This is a genomic window from Neoroseomonas lacus, assembly GCF_014644535.1.
Classification (GTDB): domain Bacteria; phylum Pseudomonadota; class Alphaproteobacteria; order Acetobacterales; family Acetobacteraceae; genus Neoroseomonas; species Neoroseomonas lacus.
The window spans coordinates 291,265-310,261 of sequence record NZ_BMKW01000002.1 but is presented as its reverse complement, the minus strand read 5'-3'; the positions used below and the strand labels follow the sequence as shown (position 1 = coordinate 310,261).

The following is an 18,997-nucleotide window of genomic DNA, read 5'->3' as shown; positions in this document are numbered from 1 at the left end:
TCTCCTCACCAGTTCCGGAAGCGCGAGGGCGGCCGGTAGAGACCGCCCGACCAACGCGCCAAATCCTCGATGGACCGCGCGGCAAGAAGCTGCCGGCTCACCGCGAGGAGATCGATGCCGAGATCCTCCGGCCGACGGATGATGCCGCGCCGGCGTAGATCCTCTGCCGCCACAGGGTCGCGGCCGCGACCGACCTCGGTGTAGCCTGCCACCCCGCGTATCGCCTGCTCGCGTTCGCCCGGACCGCGGCAGAGCAGCAGGTTGGCGATACCTTCCTCGGTGACGATATGCGTCACGTCGTCGCCGTAGATCATCACCGGCGCGAGTTCGAAATGCAGATCCTTCGCCATGGCGACGGCGTCGAGCGTTTCGACGAAGTTCGGCGTCATCTTGTCGCCGAAGGTCTCCAGGATCTGGACCACCAGCTTGCGCCCGCGCGTGAGTGTCGTGGGTTCGTCGACCGCCTCTCGTCCAGCCTTCAGCCAGGCGGGGCTCGGATGGCGACGGCCGCGAGCGTCCGAGCCCATGTTTGGTGCGCCGCCGAAACCCGCGATACGTCCGGTGGTGACAGTGGAGCTGTTGCCCATGAGATCGACCTGCAGGGTCGAGCCGATGAACATGTCGCAAGCGTAGAGACCGGCCGTTTGGCACAGCAAGCGATTGGACCGTAGCGTCCCGTCATGGCCAGTGAAGAACACATCGGGGCGGGCCGACATGTAGTTGTCCATGCCGACCTCGCTGCCGAAGCAGTGGACCTGCTGGACCCAGCCGCTTTCAATGGCGGGGATCAAGGTCGGATGAGGGTTGAGCGCCCAATGGGTCGCGATGCGGCCCTTCAGGCCGAGCGTCTCGCCATAGGTCGGCAGCAGTAATTCGATCGCCGCAGTGGGAAAGCCGATGCCGTGGTTGAGCCGCGTGACGCCATACTCGGCATAGATGCCCTTGATCGCCATCATGGCCATCAGGATCTGGGTTTCGGTGATCGCCGCGGGATCCCGGGTGAACAGCGGCTCAACATAGAAGGGACGGTCGACCTGGATCACGAAGTCCACGCGGTCGCCAGGTATGTCCACGCGCGGCAGCGTATCGACGATCCGATTGACCTGGGCGATGACGATGCCCGACTTAAAGGCGGTCGCCTCGACGATGGTCGGCGTGTCCTCCGTATTCGGGCCGGTGTAGAGGTTGCCGGCGTGATCGGCCTCCACCGCCGCAATCAACGCGACATGGGGCGTCAGGTCCACGAAGTAGCGAGCGAAAAGTTCGATATAGGTGTGGATCGCGCCAAGCTCGATCCGCCCGCCGGTCAGGGCGCGCGCAATGGCCGCGCCCTGCGGGCCGGAGTACGAAAAATCTAGCTTCCGCGCGATGCCCTTCTCAAAGAGATCGATATGGGCCTGGAGCACAAGCCCCGACTGGACGATGTGCAGGTCGTGGATGCGCTGGGGATCGACGGCCGCGAGGCATTCCGCCAGGAAATCCGCCTGCTTCTGGTTGTCTCCTTCGAGGCAGACCCTGTCACCGGGCCTGATGACCGCCTCGAGCAGCGCCTTCGCTTGGTCCGCCGCCACAATCTTGCGGGAGGCCGACGTTGCCGCCGCGCCGAGGCGAGCATCCCGGTCCTGTTTCTGTCTGTTCCAACCGTTCATGATCAGACTTGGCCCGCTAAACGGCGCTGGATCTCGGTTCGTGCCACCTTCTTCCCTCGCTCCCGACTGCGTGTCGTCCCGCGTCGAACGATACCGGCTGCGGCGATCGGGCTTTTCCGACCCCACGCAGAACTTGCCACTTCGCATGTCGCTATCCTCGCGGATGAACGCCTTCAGGTTTCTTCAGGATTGCGTCCGGGATTCCACGGCCCTCGACAACTACGGTCAGTCCCGGGCCCCCTTGGGTCCAGGCAGCGACAACGTCTGGATCCCTCCTGAGGAGCCAAGCAGAAGGAATCGACGCCATGCACGCGATCGGCACCCCCCCGCAGTTCCCAGGGAACTGGCAAGAGTGTTCGACTCAGGAAGTGAGTTGGGAGCAGTCAATTCCGGACGGCCGGATGGACCTCGCGATCATGCACTTCGCCCGGGCGATCCTGCCGGAGGATCAGGCCGAGGAGGTGATCCATGGCTACTACACCGAAGCGTTCCACGGGCGACTAATGGAATGCCTCTCGGCGTTGCGGGTGCAGCCGCGCCTGCGAGGCGGCCGACGGATCTCTCCCTTGCCGCGCTGGAAGCTGCGCAAGGTGGTCATGCATATCGACGCGAACATCGGCGACCGCATCCTGCTTGCCGAGGTTGCGAGCCACGTTGGACTCAGCGCAATGCATTTTGCGGCGCAGTTCAGGCTCGCAGCAGGCCAACGGCTGCATGACTACGTCACGCATCGCAGGATCCTTGTCGCACGCCAGCTTCTGCACAATTCGCGCGAACCGATCGTGCAAATCGCCCTCGCGGTCGGCTTCCAGACGCAAGCGCATTTCACGACGGTCTTCAAGCGTGTTGTCGGCGTGACGCCCAATCAATGGCGTCGGGGCGGGCGGGATGAGACCGCCGCAGGTGCGTCGTTCGAAGCCGGCGTCTCTTCCCCGACGGAGACCAACGCGGCAGCAAGCCGGTTCTGATCGCTCCCCGACGCCGTGCGGACTAGATGTTGGCCAAGCTCTCTGCCGCCTTCTGCTCCCAAAGCACGGCGCCTTGCTCGCGGGCCATTTCGAGGGCACGTCGGACGCATATCTCCGCTTCGGTGTCCTGGCCCAGCGACTTCCTCAGTTCGCCGGCGATCCGCAGAAGCTCCGGAAGGCACCAGAGCTCCCGACCGGCCTCCGCAAGTGCGATGGCACGCCTGATGGTTGTGGAAGCGTCAACGACATCACCGTTGAGCGCGAGCGCCTCGGCCAAGCTGCCCATGAATTCCGGGTTGCGCATCTGCCAGCCCGCACGGGCGCGGGGCTGTATCCCGGCGCGCAACAACGATATTGCGCGTGCCGGTTGCCCACGCCTTAGTTCGAACTGGCCTTGCAGGCACTGCGCCCAACCGTGCCAGAAGGTAATGCCGCTGAGGTTGGTGAGTTCGGAGAGGAGCGCAATGGCTGATTCTGCACGCGACAAGTTCCCCGACGTGAGCGCCACTGGGAAGACCGCATTGCGTAAGGCGTGGCAGATCGAAAGCTTGCTCCCCGTTCGATGGGCTTCTTCGAGGCTTTCCTCCGCTGTGCTTTGTGCCGACTCTACGTCGCCCTGCAGCAGCATGACGCGCGCGAGCATGGCGCGCGCGAAGTACCATGTCGCGCGCTCTGGTTCCCGGCTCGTTTGCCGTGCTTCAAGCGCGCGCTCCAACAGTAGGCGCGCCTCGGTCTGGCGCCCAAGATAATGCAATGCTGTCCCCCGGAACCTTAGTCCTGCCCTCGTGTCCGAAGGATTCCCGCGCCTCTCGGCAAGCTGGGAAAGCCGCTGAGCGGCCTGGTATGCCTCTTCAAAGAGGCCCTCATTGATATGCAAACTCCAAGTTGCTTTCAGCGCGCGCATTTGCGCTTCGGCGTTGCCGCTCTGCTCGGCGAGTCCGAGCCCCCGCTTCAGGACCTCACCCGCGTGATCAGCCGGCCCCAAGCTGTATAACATCGCTGACGCGAGATTCGTGCGCAGATCGATCGCGGAGATGTCATCCACGGCCAAACCAGACTCGAAGAACCCCAAGGCTCGACGAACGGCATCAGCGCACTCGGCGGCGAGGAGGAGGGCCAACCATACGGGGACATAGGCCGCAGTCAGCTCTACGCCGATGAGCGGATCTCCGTCGGGTCCGAACGACCAGGCGATGGCCGCCCTGACATTATCCAGTTCCAGCTCCAGCCGCGCGAGGTCCGACTGGGCTGCCCCGGCCGAGGTGGCTGCGACAATGAGGCCATGGACATGCGCGGCATGCCGCCGCCTCACTCCATTCAGTTCGCCGGCCTCCGTCAGGCACTCCATGGCGTAGGCGCGCGTCGTCTCCAACAGGCGCCACTGCGAGCGGCCCGCCGCATCTTCGAGCGTGATCATCGACTTCGCCGCCAGGTTGGAAAGTCCATCCACGACGGTGCTGGCGTCGCCAACGACATTGCCAGCCACGGCCAGGACCGCATCCATGGTCGCGGAAGCGGGAAACACCGACATGGCCCGCAGCAGCCTCTGATCCGACGCGTCCAGTAGGTCATAGCTCCAGTCGAGGGTCGCGCGCAGCGTGCGGTGTTTCGGCAGCGCGGTACGGCGGCCTCCGGTCAGTAAGCTGAATCGCTCATCGAGCCGTGCCAGGACGGGGGCAGTGCCGAGCGATGCGATCCGGCCGGCCGCGAGTTCAAGGGCAAGGGGAATCCCGTCCAGCCTGCGGCATATCGCAGCCAAACCCGGCATGTCCGCATCGCCAATCGACCCTTCACCGCGCTGGGCGGCGATCTGCGACAGCAGCAATCGGACGGCGCTGTGTTCCGCGAGGACCCGAGGATCTCGCAAACGCTCGGGCGGTGTGTCGAGCGCCGGGACACGAAAGCAGAACTCGCCGTCGATATGCAGCATCTCGCGGCTCGTTGCGAGAAGGTGCACGTTTGGACAGCGCCGCAGGATGGCGTCCGCCATGGAGGCGCTCGCTTCGAGGACATGTTCGCAGTTGTCCAGTACGATCAGGATCGCGCGATCACCAATTGCTTCCGCGATCCGTGCCGGCGAAGCATCGGCGGTGCCGAGGTCGAGCCGGACGGCGACGGCAAGGGCTGAGTGGACCACGCCGGGATCTCTCAGGGCGGCAAGATCGACGAAGCGCACATCCTGATCGGACCTCTTTGCCAGGCGTCCCGCCGCTTCGAGCGCGAGACGGGTTTTGCCGATACCGCCGGGACCAGTGAGCGTGACGAGGCGGTAGGCGGACAGATAATCATCCAGCCGACGTAGCGCATCAGTCCTGCCGATGAGCGGACCCGGCGCCAAGGGAATGTCGCCACTGCCCCTCGCAAAGGGGGGCGTGACCGCGATTTCGGCGGTCGGAGGCGCGGCGGGGGCGGTGTCGTCTCGCCGTCGCCAATCACCCGAGAGGGTGTAGCCACGCCCCCATACCGAGCGGAGCAGGCCATGATCGGCCCCCAAAGCCTTGCGGATAGCGCGGATATGCACCTGGAGGGTGTTCTCCTCCACGATTGCCCCGGGCCAGACCTCGGCCATCAGTGCAGACTTGGCGACGAGATGGCCGTTGGCGCTGACCAGGAGATGCAGGATGTCGAAGGCGCGGCCGCCCAAGGGCGAGACCACACCGCCGTTACGCATTTCCCGTCGAGCCGTGTCGATCACCCAGCCGCCATGGACGTACGCGGGAAGGGCTACTCGAAAGGCTCCGTCGGCCTGCATGCCAAGCGCCTCCCGTCCCACGTTCCGGTGTATGCCCACGAGGGGTCCAGCGTTGCGAGCGACGCTTTCCCAGCCACAGGTCTAAATAGACGAAGCATGGCAGGCGTCTATTATGGATTTCTATGACTCTGATCCCGGAATAGAATGACAAGGCAGGTGTTTTGAGGGCCGTGCTATCAGCGACGATAAGTATCATCAGGCAGGCGCAGTGCGTGGTTCGCGCCCGGTGTCGACTGTCGAGGATTTGGGCGCATCCGGCGATTCCCGACTTCACTCTGCCCACAATTTTGGACGACGCATGACTCAGATGCAGAGTGGGATCGTCTATATCGTCGATGATGATCGGCGTATTTGCGAGGCGCTGGGCGAGCTTCTGTCAGCAATCGGCGTTTCGTCGAAAGCTTTCCATTCGATCTCCGACTATCTGGAGCATCGGCGATCTGACGAGCCAAGTTGCCTGGTCCTTGACGTCAACCTCCCTGACATTAACGGCTTGGAGTTCCAGGAGCAGGCAGGAGACGGCCATCCACCGATCATATTCATTACCGGCCACGGCGACATTCGATCCTCGGTGCGCGCCATGAAGGCAGGCGCCGTAAACTACCTAACGAAGCCATTCGACGCGTCGGAACTCCTGGCGTCCATTGCGGCCGCGATCACGCAGGACCGGGCCGCGCGGCGCGATCGCCAGGAGCTTGCCGTCATGCGGGGATGCTATGCCAACCTCACCGCCCGGGAACGGGAGATATTGCCACTTGTGGTCAGCGGGCTCCGAACCAGACAGGCCGCGGCTGAACTCGGCATCAGCGAGGTCACCATGCAGATCCATCGCGGCAGGATCATGCAGAAAATGCAAGCGACTTCCCTCGCCGACCTTGTCCGCGTCGCGTATGAATTGGGTATTCCGGTCCGCCATACGCACAGACGCGACGATCGCGCGCAATGACGCGCGCTCCATTTGCGTCAAACTCCTCCGACTCGGAAGGCGTGTTCAAACGCGGGCAGTACGCAATCCTCTTGTATCGTTCGCTGGAACGGCTGCAGCCAATTTTCCTGGCCTGCTAGAGCGACGCTGATCCCTCGCCCCGCTGCGTCGTCATCGCACGGCGACTGAGATGGCGACTTCGACATTGCCGCGGATGGCGTTGGAATAGGGACAGATGTCGTCAGCACCGCGCACAAGCGTCTCGGCTGTGCCCTGATCGACGCTCGCGATGGTCACGGCGAGCGCTGCATGCAGCACGAAGGCGCCGGCTTCGTTGCGGCTGAGGCCGATCTCGGCGATCACCTCGACATCGCCGTCAGCGAAGCGATGGCCTGATTGGCGCCCGACGCGCAGCAGCGCATTCTCGAAGCAGGCCGCATAGCCTCCGGCAAAGAGCTGCTCCGGATTCGTTGCGCCACCCATGCCGCCCAGTTCCTTTGGAATGGCAAGCTGCAGATCCAGTATGCCGTCCGCACTGTGGATCCGGCCTTTCCGACCGCCAGCCGCGGAAACCCTGGTCGCATAGAGGATGATCGTCATCGGTCTTTCCTGAGTTGACGGCCCTGCTTCACAGAAGGCGGCCCGCCCCGGCGAACGGCGCGGGGCGGATCCGGCGATGCCTATCGCGTTCTTTCCAGAGCTTTTCGCGCGGCTTCCTCAATGACCGCGGCAACCTGCACGGGATGGGATTCATAGACGGAGTGGCTCGCGCCCGGGATGACGATGAAGGGTGCGCCGGCACGCTCGTAATAGAAGCGTTCAAGGTCGGGATTGATGATCTGGTCGTTGCCCGCGACGATGCCCCAGCTCGGCTTGGTCTTCCACGCGGCCTCGGTCAGCGGGGTGCTGAACACCTCTGCCTTGGCGAACACCTGAGAACGGGCGACGAACTCAGCCCGCTCGCGCGGCAGGTCAGGCGCGAAGAGCCGCGGAAACAGTTCGGGGTCCAGATAGGTGTAGCCATCGGGGGTGCGCTTGATCGCACCTTCCGTCCGCGCGAGCACGCTGGGCATCCTTCTGCCCAAGGCGGCCTCATCCTCGCCGACATCAGGCGCGTGGGCGGCGATATAGACGAGGCCGGCAACCTTCGGGTGCACGCCGGCCTCGGTGACAATCGATCCCCCATAGGAATGCCCAACCAGGATCGTCGGCCCATTCTGCATGTCGAGCACGCGCCGGGCCGCGTCGACATCGGCGCGGAAGGAGGTTTCAGGTTCCTGGACCATGGAGACGTTCAGATCCCTCCGCCGGAGGAGTTCATAGACTGGCTTCCAGCCGGAGCCATCCACCCAGGCACCATGCACAAGAACGACGTTCCTGATCGGGATGGCCTGCGCGGCTGCCGGTCCGGCGAGAGCAAGAACCGCGGCAGGGATCAGGGCGGCAGTGGCGCGGCGGGTTGGCATAAGGTCACCTCATCAATTGTGGCGGATGTCTCGGATGAGCGCCGAGACGACATGCGTTGCATTGGTGGGCACAACGCTGCCTCGAGGCTTCCATGCTGCTCTCCGCTCTTTCGGGAATCCCCGTCACCGTCGTCGACTCTTTCGCCCCATTCGGGTGACCTGCACCAGATAGGGATTCACGGGCTGAGAGCCTGACTCAGAAGTTATACAGCGACGCGGATCCGCGCCCGGTTGGTGGCACGATTATGCCGCCGAGGCCCGGATCGCCAGCAGCACCGTCGCAAGCAATGCGCCGCCCGTGCCGGCGATTTCGGCGCGGGCGCCTAGCTGAGCGTCGGTATCGACATCGCCGACACGATGGGCGCGAAGCCCGACTCGGAGGCTATGCCGGCTTGGTCACGCATCTGCGCAGCCTGGCCGCCCCGCCGCTGGCCGCGCGGCTGGCTTCTGCCACGACGATCGCGGGGCACGACTACGACTGGGCGCTGAACGACGCTGGCGGCTGACGCGCGCGGCCCGGCCGGTGGCACGGACCATTCCGGGGCTGCGCCCGGCCCCGGCGACGTGGCATGTTGAAAGCCCCATCGGCCGAGGTGAACCGCATGCGCCACACCCTCATCGCCCTGCTCGCGGCCGCCGTCCTGCCCGCGCCGGCGGCGGCGCAGACCTTGATCATGGGGGTCGGCGCACCCTCGACCTCGCTCGACCCGCATTTCTTCAACGCGGCGCCGAATACCGCGGTGGCCTCGCACATCTTCTCACGCCTGGTCGAACGCGACGCGCTGGTGCGCCCCTATTCGGGCCTGGCGGAATCCTGGCGCGCCGTATCATCCACCGTGTGGGAGTTCCGGCTGCGTCCGGGCGTGAAGTGGCATGATGGGCGGGATTTCACGGCGGACGACGTGGTCTTCACCTTCTCCCGCGCGTCCAACGTGCCCAACAGCCCCGGCGGCTTCGGCGGCTTCCTGCGCATGATCAAGAGCGTCGAGGTTGCCGACCCGCTGACGCTGCGCATCACCACGCACGCGCCGCACCCGCTCTTGCCGGTCGACCTCTCCTACATCTTCATCGTCTCGCGCCATGCCGGCCAAGCGGCGAGCACCGAGGACTACAATGCCGGACGCGCCGCCATCGGCACCGGCCCCTACCGGCTGCGCTCACACATGCCCGGCTCACGCGTGGAATTCGAGCGCAACGACGCCTATTGGGGCCCGCGCGAGCACTGGGCGCGCGCCACCTGGAGCGTGATCGCCAATGATTCCGCGCGCACCGCCGCGCTGATCGCTGGCGATGTGGACCTGATCGACCAGGTGCCGTCATCGGACGTCGACCGGCTGCGGCGCGATGCGCGGGTGGCGCTGCATCAGGTCCAGGGCCTCCGCATGATCTGCCTGCAGGCAGATTTCTCACGCGACGACAACGTGCCGGGCGTGTCAGACCATGCCGGCCAGCCCATCGCCGGCAATCCGTTCCGCGACCTGCGCGTGCGCCGTGCGCTGTCCGCCGCCATTGACCGCGAAGCGCTGGCCGAGCGCGTGATGGAAGGCAGCGCTGTGCCCTCGGGCCAGTGGCTGCCGCCCGGCGTCTACTCCTTCAACCCGGCTGTCCCGGTGCCCGCTTTCGATCCCGAGGCAGCGCGCCGCCTGCTGGCCGAGGCCGGCTTCCCGGAGGGCTTCCGCCTGACCTTGCATACGCCCAACGACCGCTATCCGAACGACGCGCGCACGGCGCAGGCCATTGCGCAAATGTGGACGCGCGTGGGCATCCGCACCGAGGTCGCGGCGCTGCCCTGGGCATCCTTCTCCGGACGCAGCTCGCGGCAGGAATTCGGTATGCGGCTGAGCGGTTGGGGATCCTCGACCGGCGAGGCCTCCTTTGCCGCCATTCACATCATGGGCACATACAACCGCGAACAGCGGCGCGGCGCGTCCAATATCGGGCGGTATTCCAACCCGGCAATGGATGCACTGGTGGATCGCGCGACGACCATCCTCGATGACGGCGAGCGCGAGGTCGTGCTGCACGAGGTGGTGCGCATGGCTATGGAGGATGTCGCCGTCATCCCATTGTTTCATCTGGTGAACAGCTGGGCGACGCGGCGCGGCGTGACCTACGAGGCACGGATGGACGAGACTACGCGTGCCATGGCGGCGCGCCCCGCGCTCTGAAGCGTGGCGCGGACGAGGCGGAGGACGGGAAGGCCGTCCTCACGAAGGCAGCAGGTTGAGCCGGCGGACCAGCGCGCGCTCCGGGTGGCCGGTGGGGGAGCGGGCCGGTGGAGGACGAGGAGGTGCTGCAATTAGGCCGCGATGTACCGCGAACTCGCCCGCCCGATCGAGCGCCTGCACGAGACATTGCCCGACGCCGTGGTGCTGCCCATCTGGCGCGCGCCGGGGGCATCGTGACGTCCGGCGCGGTGCGCATGGGCGCCGCCGGCGGCCTGATAAGGTGGTCTCATTCTGTCGGACAGTTTGACGGCCTGGCTGAGCTCGGTCTTGGTTGTCGTCAGGCCGCCAATCTCATCATCCCGGCCAGCCCGTAGGCCTCGTCGGGTGTCTGGGCCATTAGCGCCGCTATATGAGCCTTGACCCTCGCGCCATCAGCGATGCTCCCAACGTCAGCCTGCCCGCCCTGGCAACCTGACCGCGGCTCACACCCGCTCAGGAGACCAGGGCGCTCCTACACCACGTCACGGGACACGACCCGGAGAGATTCATTTCAGGGGGGACGTTAGTGCATGCTGGATCCCGTTCGGCGCGGCGGAGTCAGGGCTCACTGGCACTGGCCGCTGCACCATATCCCTGGCCGGGCCTCACCTTGCCGCGGAACACGCGATAGGCGTGCGCCTGGTAGGCGAGGACGACAGGCAATACGCAGGCTACGCCGACCCCGATGAAGACCAACGATTGGCGATCAGCGACCCCGTCCCAGATTGTGACGTGTCGCGGCACCACATAGGGCCAGAGACTGGCGACCAAACCCACAAAGCCCATGGCGAAGACTACCAACCCCATCAGGAACAGCAGGCCGTCCCGCCCGGTCCAGATGCGCCGCCACGCTGTGACCAGCGCGACAGCAGTCACGATCGGTGCCGGCGCCAGCCACAGGCTGTCGGGCCAGGAGATCCAGCGGGCTGCGACCTCGGGTACCAGAAGGGCGCTCAGCCCGCTGACGGTGCACAGCATGGCCGCCGTGAGGATCAGGGCCGAATGCGCAACCTCACGTGCAAACAGCTGCGTCTGCCCGCCGGTCTTCATGATCAGCCATCCGGCGCCGAGCAGCGCATAACCGCCGACCAGCCCCAACCCGCAGGCCAGCCCCAGAGGCGTGAGGAAGTCGAAAGTACCGCCGGCAAAGGCGCCATTGCGCATCGTGACGCCGGTGATGAGCCCACCGAGGACAATTCCCTGGCACAGCGCCGCGACGAGCGAACCGCCGGCGAAGACCACGTCCCACACCCTCTGCAAGTCGACCGACTCCTGGCGGAAGCCGAACGCGACGCCCCGCATGACCAAGGCGAAGAGCATGAAGATGATCGGCAGGTAGAAGGCCGGCAGCAGGACGTAGTAGCCGGCCGGAAAGGTCGCCAACAGCAGGACCCCGCCCATGACGAGCCAAGTCTCGTTGCCGTCCCAGGTCGGCTCGACACTCGCCAGCATCATGTCCCGCTCGGCCGGACGCGGGGCCAGAAGGAGCAGAATGCCGACGCCAATGTCGAAGCCGTCGGCGAGCACATAGACGACAACACAGAAGGCTACGAGCGCCGCGAACAGGACCGGCAGGTTGGCCGCAATCTCGATCGGCATTGGCTTAGTCTCCCGGATTGAGGTCGGCCACGGTCCCGGCCATCACGGTCGGCCGGCGCGCAGGCACGGGCGCGCCGGGGCCGAGAATCTGCGGTCCGCGCAACAGGATGCGTGCGATGAACCATAGAAAGACCAGCAGCAGCGCCGCGTAGATCACAACGAAGAGCAGCAGGCTCAGCAGCACCGCATGGGCTGCGACCGGTGACACCGCATCGGCGGTGCGGAGCGCGCCGTAGACGACCCAGGGCTGACGCCCAGCCTCTGTCGTGGTCCAGCCGGCAAGCACCGCGATGAAGCCGAGCGGCGCGGTTCCCATGGCCAGGAAATGAAACCAGCGACTGCTGTAGAGCCGACCGCGCAGGCGCAGGATTGCGCCCGTCACCGCCGTTGCCAACAGCACGACGCCGATGCCCACCATGATGCGGAACGCGAAGAAGACGATCGGCACGTTCGGCCAGTCTGCGCGCGGCACGGCATCGAGGCCTCGTACCTCGCCGTTCCACGAATGAGTCAGGTAGAGGCTCGCCAGATGCGGCACCTCGATCGCATAGAGATTGCGCGCCTGTTCCATATCCGGCCAGGCGATGATTGTCATCGGAGCGCCGCGGGTGGTCTGCCAGAGCCCTTCCATTGCGGCCAGCTTGGTTGGCTGATGGACCAAGGTGTTCCGCCCATGCATGTCGCCCAGCAGGATCTGGGTCGGGGTCAGGATCAGCGCCATCCACATGGCGAGGGAAAGTCCCAGCCGGCTCGCCTCCGGATGGCGGCCGCGCCAGAGGTGGAAGCAGGAGACGCCGGCGATGACAAAGGCCGACGTGATGAAACTCGCCACGACCATATGGGCGAGGCGGTGTGGGAAGGAGGGCGTGAAGACGACGCTCCACCAGTCGACAACATGGAAGATGCCGTCGGCATCGGCCACCGCACCAGCCGGCGTCTGCATCCAACTGTTAGCGGCGAGGATCCAAGTTGCCGAGAGCAGCGTGCCGAATGACACCATGCAGCAGGCGAAGGCATGGGCGCCCCGGCTGACGCGACCTTCGCCGAAAAGCATGATGCCGATGAAGCCAGCTTCGAGGAAAAAGGCGGTCAGCACCTCATAGGCGAAGAGCGGTCCGATGACATTGGACACAGCGCGGGAGAAGCCGGCCCAATTGGTGCCTATCTGGTAACTGAGCACAAGGCCGGTCACCACGCCCATGCCGAAGGCCAGAGCGAAGATCCGGCTCCAAAACCGGAACAGGTCACGATAGACAGGCCGTCCGGTGCGCCACCACAGAACGCTGAGCAGCGCCAGGAATCCCGCCAGCCCAATGGTGAAGGTCGGCCACAAGATGTGGAAGCCGACGGTGAAGGCGAATTGCAGCCTCGCGAGTATAACCGCGTCCATGTTCAGCGCACCTCCGTCGCGGGCTGGGCGCGCCGGATGCGGATCGGTATGCCCTTGTAGGACGGCGTGAAGCTCATGGGATCGTAGGCCCCGAGCGGCACCAGCGGATTGGTCTCCGGGTAGTAGGCGGCGCAGCTCCGGTCGGGAAAAGCGTAGGGGACGAGTTCGAAACCGTGTACGGCGCGCTCGATCCCATCGGACGATTCTGTCACGAGGTCGACACGATCGCCGGGTGAGAGGCCCCGCCGGGCGATCTCGGCCTCGCTGATGAACAGCACGTCGCGCCGGCCGAAGACGCCGCGGTAGCGGTCGGACATGGAATAGATCGTCGTGTTGTACTGGTCGTGGCTGCGGACACTGGTCAGCCAGAGGATTTCGGCATCCTCCGGGTCGGGATCCTCGGAGAGGCCATCATAGAGCAGGAGATTGGCCTTGCCGGACGGCGTCGCCCAGATGCGCTCGCGTGCCATTGAGGTCAGATGGAAGCCGCCGGGAACCCGGATGCGGTCATTGTAGCCCTGGAAAATGGGGAAGACCGCCTCGATGGCGTCGCGGATGCGGTCGTAGTCGGCCACCATCCCCTCCCAATCGACCACCGAGCGCTTGCCGAGCGTCGCGCGGGCAATACCGGCGACAATGGCCGGCTCGCTCCTCAGGTGCTCCGAAGCGGGGCGGTTCATCCCGCGCGAGGCATGAACCATCGACATCGAATCCTCGACGCTGACGGATTGCCGGCCGCCCGCCTGGCGGTCGATCTCTGTGCGGCCGAGGCAGGGCAGGATCAGTGCCGCCTTCCCGTGCACCAGATGGCTGCGGTTGAGCTTGGTCGAGACATGCACTGTCAGGTCGAGGCCGCGGAAGGCGGCATGGGTGACCTGCCAGTCCGGGATGGCCGCGGCGATATTGCCTCCCATGGCGAAGAAGACGCGCGACTGGCCGCGCCCCATCGCCTCCAGCGCGGTGACGACGTTGTGGCCATGGGCCTGGGGCGGCGTGAACCCGAAATGAGATCCCAGCCGCGAAAGGAATTCCGGCGTCGGAATCTCGGTGATGCCGACGGTGCGGTCACCCTGAACATTGGAATGGCCGCGCACCGGGCAGATCCCGGCACCGTCCTTCCCGATATTGCCGCGCAGCAGGCAGAGATTGGCGAGTTGCTGAACGTTGCGCGCGCCATGGCGGTGCTGCGTCAGCCCCATCCCATAGACGACGATGGCGCGCTGCGCACGCATGTAGATGTGCGCGGCTTCCTCGATGGCAGACCGCTGGAGCCCAGACCGCGCCTCGATATCCGGCCAGGTGGTCGTCTTCAGGTCGACGATGAGCGCCTCTACGCCTGTCGTGTGGCCTCGGATGAAGTCCCAGTCGAGGATCGGGCCCGTATTCTCTTTGCGGGTCTGTTCATCCTCCTCGACCATCACCTTCATCAGGCCCTTGAGGACGGCAATGTCGCCACCGACCCGGACCTGATGCAACGCCTCGCTGATCGGTGTCGAGGTCAAGGAAAGCATCTCGACCGGATTCTGCGGTGCTTGGAAGCGTTCGAGCGCACGTTCGCGGAAGGGATTGAACGAGATGATCGGCACCCCGCGGCGCGAGGCGTCTCGCAGGCTTGTCATCATCCGCGGACTGTTGGTGCCCGGATTCTGGCCGAAGATGAAGATGCAGTCGGTCTTGTCGAAATCCTCGAGCAGCACGGTTCCCTTGCCGACCCCGATCGATTGCGGAAGGCCGACGCTGGTTGCCTCGTGGCACATGTTCGAGCAGTCGGGGAAATTGTTGGTGCCAAATTCCCGGACGAAGAGCTGATACAGGAAGGCGGCCTCGTTCGACGTCCGGCCCGAGGTGTAGAATTCCGCCATGTTGGGGTCGGGCAGCGCGATCAGATGCCGCGCGATGGTCGCGAAGGCATCGTCCCAGCCGATCGGCACATAACGGTCGCTTGCTGCGTCATACGTCATGGGGTGTGTGAGGCGCCCGGCCATCTCGAGCTGATAGTCGCTCCAGCCACCCAGATCGGTGACGCTGTGTTCCGCGAAGAACTCGGGCGTGCAGCGCTTGGTCGTGACCTCCCAGGCGATGGCCTTCGCGCCGTTCTCGCAGAACTCGAAGGACGAAGTGTGCTTCGGGTCGGGCCAGGCGCAGCCGGGGCAGTCGAATCCCTCGGGTTGATTCATGCGCAGTAGGGTGGTGGCACCCTTGATGGGGATATCCTGCTCGATCAAATGGCTTCCAACGGCCCACAAGGCGCCCCAGCCGCCGGCCGGCTCGTCATAGCGTCGAATACGTGGCTTTTCCGACATCGGGCCCTCCGGTGGTGAGGAACGTGGCTAGGCAGGTCGTCAGGCAGCTGAACGCGTGCATTCGAAAAGGAACCATGCGCGACGTTCGGCCTCGTCGATCCAGACCTCGATCGCGCTGGTCGAGCCGACGTCGTTGTGCGCGTCGCAAACCGCATGAGCGGCACGCAGGAAGCCGATCAGCTGGCGATTGTCATCCGCCAGTTCCGCCAGCATATCTTCGGGCGGGACGTAGTCCGCTTCATTGTCGGACAGCCGTTGCAGCCGAGCGATGTGACCGATCGACCGCAGCGTCGTGCCGCCCACCTTGCGGACACGTTCGGCCAGCGCGTCGGTCGTCGCGAATATCTGATCGCCCTGCTCGTCGAGCATCAGGTGGTAGTCGCGGAAATGCGGGCCGGAGAGGTGCCAGTGGAAGTTCTTGGTCTTGAGGTAGAGCGCGAACATGTCGGCCAGGACGCCGGTCAGCGCGACCGAGATGTCCTTAGTGGCGTTGGGGCCCAGGTCGGTCGGTGTGCGCGGAGGCGCCTTCCGTCGGGCGGCACGAACGGTGTCATTCATCGCATCTCTCCTTCGTGGGCCCGGCCGGCATCAGCGCACGATACGTCGCGCCAAACCCCGGACAGCTGCCGGAAACGCTGGGGTTCCCGATCGATCAGGTGAATCGGAGGAAGGCATGCTCCGTTCATGCCTTCGTCTGACGATCTATCGTGGCGCGACGCCCGGGTCTTCGGATGCCAGTCGCGCTAGCACGGTCGGATCCATACGGAGATGCTGCGCGACCATCGCCGATGGCGTGCGCTTCAGCCACTCGATCAACGAGACTTCCTGGTACTCGGCGGCGCGGAACAGCGCGAGAAAGACCAGGTCCGTGTCGCCGGTGTTCTGCACATAGTGACCGCTGGCGCGAGGTACGACACCCACGTCACCGGCATGGAAGTCTGCGGTCTGCGCGCGCGGCCCGGCCGAAAAAACGGTCATGCGACCCTGCCCCTGGATGTAGTACTGCCATTCATCCGCGTTCGGGTGCCAATGCATGGTGCGGACGCCACCGGGCTTGATCGTCTCCAGCCCGGCGGCAATCGTCTTCGACGCCTTGAAGTTCGAACTGTCGGCGAGCCGGATTGATCCTCCGCGGGATTCCTTCAGCGGCGGTAGCGAGGCGAGCGAGAAGGTGAATGGTTCGGGCGGCGTGCCGCCCGAGCGTACTGCCGCCTGGTCGGCGGCGAGTGGCCCCGGTTCGGTGCCCTGGAAGATCCACAGGTCTGTGAGCGGGATGTCGCGGAAGCTGTCGGCTGGCACGCCGAAGTTGGCGGCAAGGATTTCCGGCGGCGTATGCGCCACCCAGTCGCTCAACAGCAGCGTATTGTATTCCGACTGGGATCCATCGTCGAAGGCGATCAGGAATTCGCACCCGTCCGGGCCGAGCCCCTGAAGCGAGTGCGGCAGGCCCGCCGGAAAGAACCACAGATCGCCGACGCCGACATCTTGGACATAGGCGCGTCCTTTGGCGTCCATCACCGTGATGCGGCATCGACCCGCGGTCATGTAGGCCCATTCGGAGGCCGTATGCCAATGCAGTTCACGGATACCGCCAGCGGCGAGCCGCATGTTCACGCCGGAGATGGTCGTGGCAATAGGGAACCCCTCCTGCGTGACCTGGCGTGCCCATCCGCCACCCTGGATCCGGCGATGCGCAATGTTGAAGGAACTCCAGAAGGGCTGCATCGTCCCGACATCGGTCGGGGGCGGGGAGAAGGAGGACGGAAACTGCCGCGTGATCGCCGGTGTCCGCGGCCCCGGGTCGCTCAACGCCTGGGGCGAGGCGTTCACCGCGCCTTCCGCGGGGCGGTCGGGATTGCCGAAACCGGTGGCGGAAGCCGGGATGGCGAGCGTGGCACCCGCGATGCCGGTCAGGCTGCGACGGCTGATCGAAGACATCATGGCCCCTTCTGACTGCGCAAGCACGACTTTGCCTGCAAGGCCATTCACACATGTTGGACGGCGGCGGTCTTTCGATCTGCAGCACCAAATCTTTCCTGAAGGCATGACATCCGGCCTCCGGGTTGCCTCACCCACGGTCAAACCTGAGTATGGTTTCGGCCATTCCTTCGGCGGGACATTCTGTGTCCGCTGGACAGTTGGGGATCGGGAATATGCAGAGCAGCGGGACAGCGAAGGATGAGTGGTCATCAGGCCTTCGACCCTCTCATCACGCGCCGCGCCTCGGCCACCTTTGGATCCCGGCGGGCCTGCTGACCCTGGCCATATTCCTCGTGGACATCCTCACGCCGATCGACGGCGCGGTCGCCGTTCTTTACGTCGTGGTGGTATTGATCTCCGGCCGCTCGGGGCGCCGGCGTGACACCCTGATCGCTGCCGGCGTGGCAATCCTGCTGACCATCTACGCTTATGCCGACACGCATGGGTTTCGTCACATCGGCTCACCAACCCTTCGTGTCTTCGTCAGCCTCGCAGCGATCGCCATCGCCGGCGTGCTCGTGCTCCAGGGACAGACCGCCGCTGGCGCTTTGTTGCGCAGCGAGCGGCGCTATAGGCGTATGTTCGATGCCAGCCGCATCGGCATCGTGGAGGAGGATTGGCGCGCAATCCGCAGTGCCGTTGGCGGGGCACCGCAAGACCGAGACGCCACTGTACGACGACTGCGGGGATTGATCCGCATAGTCGACGTCAATCCAGCGATGCTTGTCATGTTGGGCTGGGACACCGCTGCGCCAATCATCGGCACCGCGCACAACTTTCTGATGGTGAGCGAGCGCATTTTCGCCGAAACGCTCGACGCCTATCTGCGCGGCGACGCTTTTTTCGAGGCTGAGGCGGAGATCATGCGTGCAAACGGCAACACGCTTCCTGCGCTTCTCTCTATTACCTTCCCGCCGCGGGAGGACCCCGACGGAACGGTATTGATCTTCGTCGTGGACACCACCGAACGACGGCAGGCACAGCACGCGCTGCTGCGCGCCCAGGCCGAACTGGCCCACGCCGCGCGCACCGCCACCCTCGGCGAACTTTCGGCCTCGATTGCGCATGAGGTGAACCAGCCCTTGATGGCGGTCGTCACCAGCGGTGAGGCCGGTCTGCGCTGGTTGCGGCGCGACGAGCCCGATCTTGCCGAAGTCGAGCAGTCGATCACGCGTATCGTTGCCGAAGGCCGCCGCGCCAGCCAGATCGTCGCGCGCATCAGGTCCTTCGTGAAGAAGGCGCCGGTGCAGATGGAACTACTCGACGTCGCGACGCTCGTCGAGGATTCCGTGCTGTTGGTCGAAAGCGAGCTTTCGACCGTGCACGTCGTGCTTGACCGTGCTGTCGCACCGGGTCTGCCGGCGCTGCGCGGCGATCGGATCCAGCTTCAGCAGATCCTGGTGAACCTTATGGTCAATGCGAGCCAGGCCATGGCCGCGCAATCGGCGCCGCGGCGCCTACGCATCGCCGCACACCGCGACGGCGAGGATCGCATCCTGATCACGGTCGGTGACACCGGGCCAGGCATCGCGCCAGAGGACCTGCCACGCCTGTTCGAGCCCTTCTTCACCACGCGGCAGGAAGGCTTGGGCATGGGCCTGGCTATTTGCCGCACGACGGCCGAGGCGCATGGCGGCCGGCTTGCCGTCGAGAGCTGCCAGGGTGAGGGTACCGCCTTCATCTTGCGCCTACCCGCAGCGGAGACAGAGCTGGCATGATGCCCTCAGGAAAGAGCGGTGCAACGCCCGCGAAGCCGAC

The 18,997-nt window shown here is 65.1% G+C and carries 13 protein-coding genes; 4 read left to right on the top strand and 9 right to left on the bottom strand.

What is annotated here, in order from left to right; translation table 11 throughout:
* Window positions 1-5: 5 nt before the first annotated feature.
* Window positions 6-1,796, bottom strand: coding sequence for a malonate decarboxylase subunit alpha (mdcA, locus tag IEY36_RS04845; protein ID WP_229681133.1), 1,791 nt, complete (start codon window positions 1,794-1,796; stop codon window positions 6-8).
* Window positions 1,797-1,954: 158 nt separating this feature from the next.
* Between mdcA and IEY36_RS04840 the strand changes: the two genes are divergently transcribed.
* Window positions 1,955-2,617 carry a helix-turn-helix domain-containing protein gene (locus IEY36_RS04840; RefSeq protein WP_229681132.1) on the top strand — a complete coding sequence of 221 codons (663 nt, stop codon included), beginning with the start codon at window positions 1,955-1,957 and terminating at the stop codon, window positions 2,615-2,617.
* Window positions 2,618-2,639: 22 nt separating this feature from the next.
* Here IEY36_RS04840 and IEY36_RS04835 read toward each other — a convergent pair whose 3' ends face one another.
* Window positions 2,640-5,369 (bottom strand): ATP-binding protein, encoded by a 2,730-nt coding sequence (locus IEY36_RS04835; RefSeq protein ID WP_188965793.1) that lies wholly within the window; start codon window positions 5,367-5,369, stop codon window positions 2,640-2,642.
* A 298-nt stretch (window positions 5,370-5,667) separates the two neighbouring features.
* Here IEY36_RS04835 and IEY36_RS04830 point away from each other — a divergent pair, with 298 nt between their 5' ends.
* On the top strand, window positions 5,668-6,315 hold the full coding sequence (locus tag IEY36_RS04830; protein ID WP_188965792.1) for a response regulator transcription factor: 648 nt from the start codon (window positions 5,668-5,670) through the stop codon (window positions 6,313-6,315).
* A gap of 150 nt (window positions 6,316-6,465) precedes the next feature.
* Here IEY36_RS04830 and IEY36_RS04825 read toward each other — a convergent pair whose 3' ends face one another.
* The gene (locus tag IEY36_RS04825) at window positions 6,466-6,894 is read right to left on the bottom strand and encodes an organic hydroperoxide resistance protein (protein ID WP_188965791.1); all 429 of its coding nucleotides are present in this window, start codon (window positions 6,892-6,894) and stop codon (window positions 6,466-6,468) included.
* 80 nt (window positions 6,895-6,974) lie between these two features.
* Window positions 6,975-7,760 carry an alpha/beta hydrolase gene (locus tag IEY36_RS04820; protein ID WP_188965790.1) on the bottom strand — a complete coding sequence of 262 codons (786 nt, stop codon included), beginning with the start codon at window positions 7,758-7,760 and terminating at the stop codon, window positions 6,975-6,977.
* Window positions 7,761-8,362: 602 nt separating this feature from the next.
* On the opposite strand from IEY36_RS04820, the gene IEY36_RS04815 reads away from it, so the two are divergent.
* Window positions 8,363-9,928 (top strand): ABC transporter substrate-binding protein, encoded by a 1,566-nt coding sequence (locus IEY36_RS04815; RefSeq protein ID WP_188965789.1) that lies wholly within the window; start codon window positions 8,363-8,365, stop codon window positions 9,926-9,928.
* Window positions 9,929-10,525: 597 nt separating this feature from the next.
* Here IEY36_RS04815 and cydB read toward each other — a convergent pair.
* The 5 genes from cydB to IEY36_RS04790 all read right to left on the bottom strand — a co-directional run bounded on the left by cydB (window position 10,526) and on the right by IEY36_RS04790 (window position 17,200).
* Window positions 10,526-11,566, bottom strand: coding sequence for a cytochrome d ubiquinol oxidase subunit II (cydB, locus tag IEY36_RS04810; protein ID WP_188965788.1), 1,041 nt, complete (start codon window positions 11,564-11,566; stop codon window positions 10,526-10,528).
* Window positions 11,567-11,570: 4 nt separating this feature from the next.
* Window positions 11,571-12,956, bottom strand: coding sequence for a cytochrome ubiquinol oxidase subunit I (locus tag IEY36_RS04805; protein WP_188965787.1), 1,386 nt, complete (start codon window positions 12,954-12,956; stop codon window positions 11,571-11,573).
* Window positions 12,957-12,958: 2 nt separating this feature from the next.
* Complete coding sequence (locus tag IEY36_RS04800) at window positions 12,959-15,259, bottom strand: FdhF/YdeP family oxidoreductase (RefSeq protein WP_188965786.1); 2,301 nt, start codon at window positions 15,257-15,259, stop codon at window positions 12,959-12,961.
* A 39-nt stretch (window positions 15,260-15,298) separates the two neighbouring features.
* Complete coding sequence (locus IEY36_RS04795) at window positions 15,299-15,817, bottom strand: Dps family protein (RefSeq protein ID WP_188965785.1); 519 nt, start codon at window positions 15,815-15,817, stop codon at window positions 15,299-15,301.
* A 144-nt stretch (window positions 15,818-15,961) separates the two neighbouring features.
* Window positions 15,962-17,200, bottom strand: a complete 1,239-nt coding sequence (locus IEY36_RS04790) for a cupin domain-containing protein (protein ID WP_229681130.1) — start codon at window positions 17,198-17,200, stop codon at window positions 15,962-15,964.
* A gap of 212 nt (window positions 17,201-17,412) precedes the next feature.
* Here IEY36_RS04790 and IEY36_RS04785 point away from each other — a divergent pair, with 212 nt between their 5' ends.
* Window positions 17,413-18,957 (top strand): PAS domain-containing sensor histidine kinase, encoded by a 1,545-nt coding sequence (locus tag IEY36_RS04785; protein WP_188965784.1) that lies wholly within the window; start codon window positions 17,413-17,415, stop codon window positions 18,955-18,957.
* Window positions 18,958-18,997 lie beyond the last annotated feature (40 nt).

Coding starts and splice junctions, on each gene's coding strand:
- mdcA (WP_229681133.1), bottom strand. CDS start 1,796: ATGCGAAGTGGCAAGTTCTGCGTGGGGTCGGAAAAGCCCGATCGCCGC.
- IEY36_RS04840 (WP_229681132.1), top strand. CDS start 1,955: ATGCACGCGATCGGCACCCCCCCGCAGTTCCCAGGGAACTGGCAAGAG.
- IEY36_RS04835 (WP_188965793.1), bottom strand. CDS start 5,369: ATGCAGGCCGACGGAGCCTTTCGAGTAGCCCTTCCCGCGTACGTCCAT.
- IEY36_RS04830 (WP_188965792.1), top strand. CDS start 5,668: ATGACTCAGATGCAGAGTGGGATCGTCTATATCGTCGATGATGATCGG.
- IEY36_RS04825 (WP_188965791.1), bottom strand. CDS start 6,894: ATGACGATCATCCTCTATGCGACCAGGGTTTCCGCGGCTGGCGGTCGG.
- IEY36_RS04820 (WP_188965790.1), bottom strand. CDS start 7,760: ATGCCAACCCGCCGCGCCACTGCCGCCCTGATCCCTGCCGCGGTTCTT.
- IEY36_RS04815 (WP_188965789.1), top strand. CDS start 8,363: ATGCGCCACACCCTCATCGCCCTGCTCGCGGCCGCCGTCCTGCCCGCG.
- cydB (WP_188965788.1), bottom strand. CDS start 11,566: ATGCCGATCGAGATTGCGGCCAACCTGCCGGTCCTGTTCGCGGCGCTC.
- IEY36_RS04805 (WP_188965787.1), bottom strand. CDS start 12,956: ATGGACGCGGTTATACTCGCGAGGCTGCAATTCGCCTTCACCGTCGGC.
- IEY36_RS04800 (WP_188965786.1), bottom strand. CDS start 15,259: ATGTCGGAAAAGCCACGTATTCGACGCTATGACGAGCCGGCCGGCGGC.
- IEY36_RS04795 (WP_188965785.1), bottom strand. CDS start 15,817: ATGAATGACACCGTTCGTGCCGCCCGACGGAAGGCGCCTCCGCGCACA.
- IEY36_RS04790 (WP_229681130.1), bottom strand. CDS start 17,200: ATGATGTCTTCGATCAGCCGTCGCAGCCTGACCGGCATCGCGGGTGCC.
- IEY36_RS04785 (WP_188965784.1), top strand. CDS start 17,413: ATGCAGAGCAGCGGGACAGCGAAGGATGAGTGGTCATCAGGCCTTCGA.